At 62.4% G+C, this 8891-nt stretch carries 7 protein-coding genes and 1 pseudogene; all 8 read left to right on the top strand.

All coding sequences use genetic code 11. The annotated features are described in order from the left end of the window. The coding region (locus tag B3849_RS04065) for a glycine--tRNA ligase subunit alpha (RefSeq protein WP_286779853.1) at positions 1–455 on the top strand (455 nt) is incomplete at its 5' end. Next, a complete protein-coding gene (locus tag B3849_RS04060; protein ID WP_278425956.1) occupies positions 452–973 on the top strand; it encodes a DUF6446 family protein in 522 nt (173 codons plus the stop codon). The genes B3849_RS04065 and B3849_RS04060, both read left to right, overlap by 4 nt. Before the next feature lie 98 nt (positions 974–1071). Next, the gene (glyS, locus tag B3849_RS04055) at positions 1072–3276 is read left to right on the top strand and encodes a glycine--tRNA ligase subunit beta (protein WP_278425957.1); all 2205 of its coding nucleotides are present in this window, start codon (positions 1072–1074) and stop codon (positions 3274–3276) included. Positions 3277–3380: 104 nt separating this feature from the next. Beyond that, on the top strand, positions 3381–5903 hold the full coding sequence (locus B3849_RS04050) for a putative PEP-binding protein (RefSeq protein WP_278425958.1): 2523 nt from the start codon (positions 3381–3383) through the stop codon (positions 5901–5903). 128 nt (positions 5904–6031) lie between these two features. Then, positions 6032–6667 carry a cell wall hydrolase gene (locus B3849_RS04045; RefSeq protein WP_037944544.1) on the top strand — a complete coding sequence of 212 codons (636 nt, stop codon included), beginning with the start codon at positions 6032–6034 and terminating at the stop codon, positions 6665–6667. Between the two features lie 108 nt (positions 6668–6775). Continuing rightward, positions 6776–7699, top strand: coding sequence for a dihydroneopterin aldolase (locus tag B3849_RS04040; RefSeq protein WP_278425959.1), 924 nt, complete (start codon positions 6776–6778; stop codon positions 7697–7699). Between the two features lie 3 nt (positions 7700–7702). Then, positions 7703–8719, top strand: coding sequence for a dihydropteroate synthase (gene folP, locus B3849_RS04035; RefSeq protein WP_278425960.1), 1017 nt, complete (start codon positions 7703–7705; stop codon positions 8717–8719). Beyond that, a pseudogene (locus tag B3849_RS04030) lies at positions 8716–8891 on the top strand (phosphoglucosamine mutase); the annotation flags it as partial. The gene folP and the pseudogene B3849_RS04030, both read left to right, overlap by 4 nt.

Here is an 8891-nt window from a genome sequence, read left to right as displayed (position 1 = left end):
CGGGCGAGCTGACCTACGGGCTCGAGCGTTTGGCGATGTATGTTCTGGGCGTCGATCACGTGATGGACATGCCCTTTAACAGCCCCGATGCGCCGATCCCGCTGACCTATGGTGACGTATTCAAACAGACCGAGGAAGAATACGCCCGCTGGAACTTTGACGTCGCCAATACCGACGTGCTGCTGGACCACTTTGTCGAGGCAGAGAACGAGTGCAAGGCGATCCTTGCGCAAGACGCCGTGGACCCCAAGACCAGCAAGCGCATCGTGATGGCGCACCCCGCCTATGACCAATGCATCAAGGCGAGCCACATTTTCAACCTGCTGGACGCACGCGGTGTCATCTCGGTGACAGAGCGTCAGGCCTATATCGGGCGGGTACGCACCCTTGCCAAAGCCTGCGCTGACGCCTTTGTTCAGACACGGGCCGGCGGTTGGTCGGAAGGCGCGGCATGAACGGTAAAATTGTAGGAGGCGTCATCTTGGTTGCAGCAGCCATTGCGGGTCTCGCGCTTTATTATCTCCAGGTCTACGGCTATTATCACGAGGCACCGGCACCGGATGAGGGCGTCTCGCTGGTGTCGATCTCGAGCAATGCGTCCGAGCCGATCCTGACCGACAATTTCCGCGCCATCGACGCCGACAGCTCGCCCATCCGCTACCGCGCATGTTTCGACACCTCGCTTAGCCTCGCCATGCTGTCCGAAACCTATGTCGTCAGCGACGAGGTCACGCCGCGCAATGCACCGGGCTGGTTCGACTGTTTCGACGCCAAGGCCATCGCAGAAGAGATCGAGGGAGGCACGGCGCTGACCTTTCTGGGGCAGAAGAACGTGCATTTCGGCGTAGACCGTATCGTTGCGATCACTTCGGACGGGCGCGGCTATGTCTGGCACGAGCTGAACGATTGTGGCGACAAAGCCTATGATGGCACCGTGGTGGGCGAAGCCTGCCCGGAACGCCCCGCCGACTGATCCGACCCGGATCGACCGGCCCTTTGACATAAGCGCTGTTTGCGCGACACATATTTAACCGCACCCAAGCGACACGCGGCCCCGAAAGGTACGAACCCATGCCCGACCTCCTGATAGAGCTTTTCTCGGAAGAAATTCCCGCCCGCATGCAAGCGCGCGCGGCGGATGATCTAAAGAAACTGGTGACGAACGGTCTGGTGGATGCGGGGCTGACCTATGCCTCTGCCGCGGCCTTTTCGACGCCGCGTCGTCTGACCCTGACGATCGAGGGGATGCTGGACGCCAGCCCGTCGCTGGTTGAGGAACGCAAAGGCCCCAAGGCCGACGCGCCGGAAAAAGCCATCGAAGGGTTTCTGCGCGGTGCGGGGCTGACCCGCGACCAGCTGGAAGAGCGCGACACGCCCAAGGGCAAGATCCTGTTTGCCATGATCAACAAGCCGGGCCGCCCCGCAGCCGAGATCGTGGCCGAGGTGCTGGAAACCACCATTCGCAACTTCCCATGGCCCAAATCCATGCGGTGGGGCAGTGGCAGCTTGCGGTGGGTGCGCCCGTTGCATTCGATCCTGTGTATCCTGTCGGCTGAAGATGGCGCGCAGACCGTGCCCTTGACCATCGACGGGATCACCGCAGGCGACACAACGCGCGGGCACCGCTTTCTGGCCCCCTATACAATCACCGTCAGCAGCTTTGACGACTACAGCGCCAAGCTGAAACGCGCCTTTGTCGTGCTCGACCCGGCAGAGCGGCGCGATACGATCTGGAACGACGCGACCAATATGGCCTTTGCCAACGGGCTTGAGGTGGTCGAGGATGCGGGCCTGCTGGCCGAGGTCGCAGGGCTGGTGGAATATCCCGTTGTGCTGATGGGGCAGATTGGCGATGATTTCCTTGGCCTGCCGCCCGAGGTGCTGCAAACCTCGATGAAAGAGCACCAGAAGTTCTTTTCCGTGCGCAACCCCAAGTCGGGCCGCATCGAACGCTTTGTCACCGTCGCCAACCGCACCACGGCCGATGATGGCGCGACCATTCTGGCGGGCAATGAAAAAGTGCTCTCTGCGCGTCTGTCGGACGCTAAATTCTTCTGGGAAAACGATCTGCGCATCGCGCAATCGGAGGCCGGGATGCAGACCTGGGTGGACCGTCTGTCCAACGTGACCTTCCACAACAAGCTGGGCACACAGGCCGAGCTGATCTCGCGCATGGAAGCACTGGCTGGGGAGCTCGCCCCGATGGTCGGGGCCGACGCGGAAGAGACCCGCGCCGCCGCCCGTTTCGCCAAGGCCGATCTGTCGTCCGAAATGGTCTATGAGTTCCCCGAACTTCAGGGGCTTATGGGCAGCTACTATGCCAAAGCCGCCGGCAAGTCCGACGCCATCGCCGCCGCCGCCCAAGACCACTATGCGCCGCTGGGGCCATCCGACGACGTGCCAACCGCGCCCGTGTCCATCGCCGTGGCGCTGGCAGAGAAAATCGACAAGCTGACCGGCTTCTGGGCGATCGACGAAAAACCGACCGGGAGCAAAGACCCGTTCGCGCTGCGTCGCGCGGCCTTGGGCGTTATTCGGATTTTGGTTGAGAATAAAATACACCTTAGCGTAGTAAATCTAGTCTTACGCGCGATGGGCGATCCAGAAGGTGAATTTGCTCCCGAATTAAGGGTAGTTGCTCTAAATACATCGGCGGACGGACGCGCTATCTTCGCCAGTGAAGACGAGGAGAAGGCGGGTGCGATTCCACCTGCGATGATTGAAGCGATCGAGTTTGCTGACGGCATACCGACTTCGGTCCTCTCCTTCCTCCACGACCGCCTCAAGGTTTACCTCAAAGACCAAGGCGTCCGTCATGACATCATCGACGCTTGCATTGCGATGCCGCAGAACGACGACCTGACCCTGCTTGTCAAACGCGCCAAGGCCCTGAGCGAGACGCTGAAAACCGACGACGGGGAAAACCTGATCCAGGGGTTCAAGCGCGCCAACAATATTCTCAGTCAGGCCGAGGATGCGGATGGGGTGGAATACTCCTTTGGCGCGGACATCAAATTTGCCGAGACGGAAGAAGAGCGCGCGCTGTTTGCCGCCCTTGATACCGCAGAGGCGCAGATCAAACCGGCGATGGAGGCACAGGATTTCGGCACGGCCATGTCCGCGATGGCGTCCTTGCGCGGCCCGATTGATGCGTTCTTTGATGCGGTGCAGGTGAACTCTGATAACGCGACGGTCCGGCGCAACCGGTTGAACCTGCTCAGCCGTATCCGCACGATCTGTAGCTCGGTCGCGGATCTGACGAAAATCGACGGGTAACGCAGCAGACCCGACACGTGGGCAAGGCGATCACGCCTTGCCACACCACGGCGAAAGCCTATGCTGCGCAGGAACCAAAAGGTGCCGCAGTGCAGAAAACCGCCATGACAACCCTTGTGACCCAAACCGCCCCCATCGCGAATGATACGCATGGGGGGCGTGCTAAATGTCTGCAACGTCTGGTCCGTCTTGATCTGCCGGTGCCGCGCACCGTGGCGCTGCCCTTTGATGTCGTGCTCGAGATCGCGCAGGGGCAGATCCCCGATCTGCAAGCGGTCGCTGATGAATTCCCCCACGACGCGCTGCTATGCGTGCGCCCCTCTAGCCAGGATCCGGATTGGGGCGGGCCGGGGGCGGTGATGAACATCGGCATGAACGATGACCGCTATGCCGACTATTGCGAACGCATGGGCGAGGGGCCCGCATCGGCGCTTTATACCCGTTTCGTGCAATCCTACGCCGTCAATGTGGCGCGGCTGGACCCCGATATGTTCGACGACGTCGAAGGCGACGGGCGCGAGGCGCTGCTGCAATCCTTACGGGCCTACGAGCTTGAGACCGAAGAAAGCTTCCCCCAGGACCGTGTGACCCAGCTGACCGCCGTGCTCAGTTCCATGGCGCGGGCGTGGGAGGGCACCTCGGCGCGGCTGTTACGCCAGGCCAAGGGGGCGCCTGCAGATGCGGGGCTGGGCCTGATCGTGCAGCAGATGGTTTTCGGTGTGGGCACGGGGATTTGCGGCTCGGGCGTGTTGCAGCTGGTGGACAGCACCACCGGCTTGCCACAGATCACCGGGCGGTACCTGAGCCAGTCGCAGGGGCGCGACGCCTTGCAGGACACCGCCGATGCGCTTTACCTGACGCGCGATCCGCGCGGCCCGTCGCTTGAGGAACACGCCCCCGAAGCTTTCGAGATGCTCAAACAGCACGCGGCGCTGATGCGGGTGCGGCTGCGCGCCGAGATGCAGGTGGAATTCGTCATCTCTGACGGAGAGTTGTTTATCCTTGATGGCGTGCGCGTGTCGCGGTCCTCGCGAGCGGCGGTGCGGATCGCGGTGGCGCTGGCAGACGAAGGGATCATCCCCCGCGAAGAGGCGCTGATGCGTGTCCAGCCCCGCACCCTGACAGAGCTGTTGCACCGGCAGGTTGACCCCCGGGTGAAACGCGATGTGATCGGGCGCGGCATTGCCGCCAGCCCCGGTGCCGCCACCGGCCGGATCGTGTTCAACGCGAACGATGCGCAAGCCAGTGCCGCACGGGGCGAGAAATGTATTCTGGTGCGCCGCGAAACCTCGCCCGAGGATATTCGCGGGATGCACGCCGCCCAAGCCGTGCTGACCGAACGCGGTGGCATCACCAGCCACGCCGCGGTGATCGGGCGGGGCATGGGCTTGCCCTGCGTCGTCGGTGCCTCGTCGATGCGGTTCGATCTGGTGAAGGGGGTGATCACGGCCCCTGACGGGCGGATGTTCAAGGCAGGCGATGAAATCACCCTCGACGGCACCTCGGGAGAGGTGCTGTGCGGGGCCGCGGATATGCTTGAGCCGCTGCTGGACGCGACCTTTCAAAAGCTCATGTCCTGGGCCGAAGACGCTGCCGACATCGGGATACGTGCCAACGCCGACACCCCCGCTGACGCGCAAACCGCGCGCAATTTCGACGCGCAGGGCATCGGGCTGTGCCGGACAGAGCATATGTTCTTTGACCCCAGCCGCCTGACCGTGATGCGCGAGATGATCTTTGCCGATACCAGCGAAGGCCGCCGCGCCGTGCTAGAACGCTTGTTGCCAATGCAACGCGATGATTTCATACAGCTTTTCCGTATCATGCAGGGTCAGCCGGTGTGCATCCGTCTGTTCGATCCGCCCTTGCACGAATTCCTGCCTTCGACCCGCACCGGTCAACGCGATCTGGCCGAGGCGCTGGATTTGCCGCTGTCCAACGTGACCCGCCGGATCGAGGCGATGACCGAATATAACCCGATGCTCGGCCTGCGCGGCGTGCGTCTTGGCGTGACGGTGCCCGAAATCTACGAGATGCAGGCCCGTGCGATCTTTGAGGCCACGATCGAAGCCAGCCGCGATGGCGACCCCGTGGTGCCCGAGATCATGATCCCGCTTGTGTCGGCCAAACGCGAGGTGGAGCTGATCAAGGCCAGCGTCGACAAGATCGCAACGGCGGTGAAATCCGAACGCGGCGCGAGCTTTACCTACCGTTTGGGCGTGATGGTCGAAACGCCCCGTGCCGCCCTGCGCGCCGGAGAGATTTCGCCCCATTGTTCCTTCCTCAGTTTCGGGACAAACGACCTGACGCAGATGACCTATGGGTTGAGCCGAGATGACGCGGGACGGTTCATGTCGACCTACGTGCAGCAGGGCGTTTTCCCCGAAGATCCGTTCCATATGCTGGACCGTGATGGCGTCGGAGAGCTGCTTCAGCTTGGTGCCGCGCGGGGGCGGGAAGCACAACCTGGGATTACCTTGTCGATCTGCGGAGAGCACGGCGGCAACCCCGAATCGATTGCTTTTTGCCGTGCAGCGGGTTTTGACTACGTTTCTTGCTCACCTTTCCGTGTTCCGGTCGCCAGATTGGCGGCGGCTCAACTCGCAATCGCGGACAAGATAGGGTAGTTTTGCGCGGCTGATCGCCTAGATGTTGTTTTTCTGTGCGGGTTCCCGCGCAGGCGGTTTCGGCAGGGTTTACGCTTGGTGCCAGTTTGGGTAGGGGGCGCTGTCCGAAACTACTTGCGAGGCGCTCAATGCGTTCTTTTCAGAAATTCTCGTCCTGCGCCCTGCTGGCGCTGTCTTTGCTTGCTCCTGCCGTGGCGTCCGCCAGCCCGCAACAGGCCAAAGCACTGGCTGACATCGAAGCCAAAGGGCTGCGCTCTGTCGGGTCGGAACGTCTGGAAAGCATGATCGCATCGAACAACGCAAGCGAGGTGGAGTTCACCCGCGCATGGCTGGCCGAACAGCCGAAAGCATCGGGCGGCGAACAATGGCGCTGTCTGGCAGAGGCGCTGTACTTTGAAGCGCGCGGCGAGACGGTCAAGGGCCAGTTCGCGGTGGCCGAAGTGATCATGAACCGTGTGAAATCCGCGCAGTTTCCCGGGTCTTTGTGCAGCGTTATCAATCAGGGAACAGGTCGCAAATACCAGTGCCAGTTCACCTACACCTGCGATGGCAATGCCGAAGTGATCGCCGAACCTCGCGCCTATGCGCAGGTCGGCAAGGTCGCGCGGGCGGTGCTGGACGGCAAGGCACCATCGCTGACAGGGGGGGCGACGTATTATCATACCACCGCCGTAAGCCCTCGTTGGTCGCGCGTCTTTACCCGCACCACCAAGATCGGCGTGCACATGTTCTATCGTGACGGCGTTCAGACCGCGTCGAACTAAGCGGCGCTTCTGTCGTCTTTGATGGCTGGCCAGCCGTGTCTGGCTTTGGTACATCCGCGCAAACGGTCTAGGATCGTTTGCGAGTGAGACAAGCAAAGGCCCAAACCCATGACAAGTGACACGCGGCTTGCCTTTGCGCACCCGTCCGAACGCGCTGCTGCGACGGCGGGGCCTGAACCTCTGGACCGGATTTCCCTGCGCGATCATATCGTTGAGGTCGAGATCGGTGCCTTTCAGGCCGAACGTGGCGTAACGCAGCGCATCTGTTTCAATGTCGTCGTCGAGGTGCAGCCGCTGACCGGCCCCGTGGACGACGATGTGGACCGTATCCTGTCCTACGACCGCGTGACCGAGGCCATCGCCTATGAGCTGTCGGACGAACGGCTGAACCTGCTCGAGACGCTGGCCGAACGGGTCGCGGATCGTATCCTGCTGGAACGGCAGGCGATGCGGGTGTTTGTACGCATCGAAAAGCTGGACCGTGGCCCCGGCGCTTTGGGCGTCGAGATCGTGCGCGCCCGTGATGATACCCCCGACAGTCAGGCCGAGGCGCGCGAGGTGCCGCACCCCGAGCTGGTCTATCTGAGCAATGATGCCATCGCCTCGCCGCATCTGGCGGGGTGGCTGGACCGGTTGCACCAGATGGGGCGGCCCCTGATCCTCTGTGTCGGCGCATCGGACACCGCCGCGCCGCAGGTCGGGCATAAAATGGCGCAGCGCCGCATTGATCTGCTGGCGATTGAACAGAACGCCTGGGTGCTGGCCGCAAAGGATGATCGCTGCGTTGTGGTGGCGACGCGGACAGAGCTGGATTGGGCAATGAAGAACGGTCAGACGAGCGTTTGGGCCCCGTCGAAGATCGTGCTTGATAGCGTGGATACCCCGTCGGCACAGCCGCGCGATGCCGTGGCCTTGGCCGCGTGGTTCGCCGCCAGCTTCGACGCGACAGAGATGCTGGTGATCGGGGCGGACCTGCCGGCTGACGCCTCTGTTCCGCTGCGCGCCGTAGCGGTGGACCAAGGCAGGCTGTGAGACATGACCGATTATTTCCGACCTCTCGTCCAGATCGGCCCCGCGCGGCCTGACACTGCGGTGTCTCTCGCGGGGGGGTGGGGCTGGTTTACCCATGCCGAGGTCTTGTCGCGCAGCGCGCCGCCCCGTGTTGTGCCCGCGGCCGATATCCCGGCAAGCGTGATGGAACGGCTGACTGCGCCCCGTCCCACGATGGCAGGGCTGACGCTGGACCGTCCGCGCATCATGGGCATTCTGAACACGACGCCCGATAGTTTCTCGGACGGGGGGCAGCATAATGCCGTGCCCGATGCGCTGCGCGTCGCACAAGAGATGGTGGCCGCCGGCGCGGATATTCTGGACATTGGCGGCGAGTCCACACGCCCCGGCGCGGATTTTGTGCCCGTCTCCGGAGAGATCACGCGCACCGCTCCCGTCATTGCCGCGTTGCGGGGGGCGGGGCTGCACACGCCGATCTCCATCGATACTCGCAAGGCCGCCGTGGCCGAGGCCGCGGTCAACGCTGGTGCCAATCTGGTAAACGACGTGTCGGGCTTCACCTTTGATCCCGCCCTTGGGCCCCTGTGTCAAAAACTGGCGCTGCCGGTTTGCGTTATGCATGCCCAAGGCGATCCCGCGACCATGCATCTGGACCCACAGTATGATAACGTGCTGCTTGATGTTTTTGACGCGCTGGAGCGGCAGATCAGCATGCTAGAGGCATCAGGCATCCCGCGGGGGGCCATTCTGGCGGACCCGGGTATCGGGTTTGGCAAGACGCAGGATCACAATCTGGTTCTGCTGGCGCGGCTAAGCCTGTTTCACGCTTTGGGGACGCCTATCCTGCTAGGCGTGTCGCGCAAACGGTTCATCGGAACGATCGGCAACGCGCCGCAGGCTCAGGACCGCGCGCCGGGGTCGATCGCCGTGGCGCTTGCAGGATTGGGGCAGGGTGTGCAAATGATCCGTGTGCATGACGTGGACGACACCCGCCAAGCGGTCGCTCTGTGGCATGCCGCATATTTTGGGAGCATTTTATGACAAAATTATTTGGAACAGACGGTATTCGCGGAAAGGCCAATGTGCATCCGATGACAGCCGAGGTCGCCCTGAAAATCGGGGCCGCTGTGGGGCGCTATTTTAGCGCGGGTCGTGACGGTGTGCACCGTGTGGTGATTGGTAAGGACACGCGGTTGTCGGGCTATATGTTCGA

This window comes from Sulfitobacter sp. UBA4523, assembly GCF_002388305.1.
Taxonomy (GTDB): domain Bacteria; phylum Pseudomonadota; class Alphaproteobacteria; order Rhodobacterales; family Rhodobacteraceae; genus Sulfitobacter; species Sulfitobacter pontiacus.
This window is presented reverse-complemented; position numbering and strand designations above follow the sequence as displayed.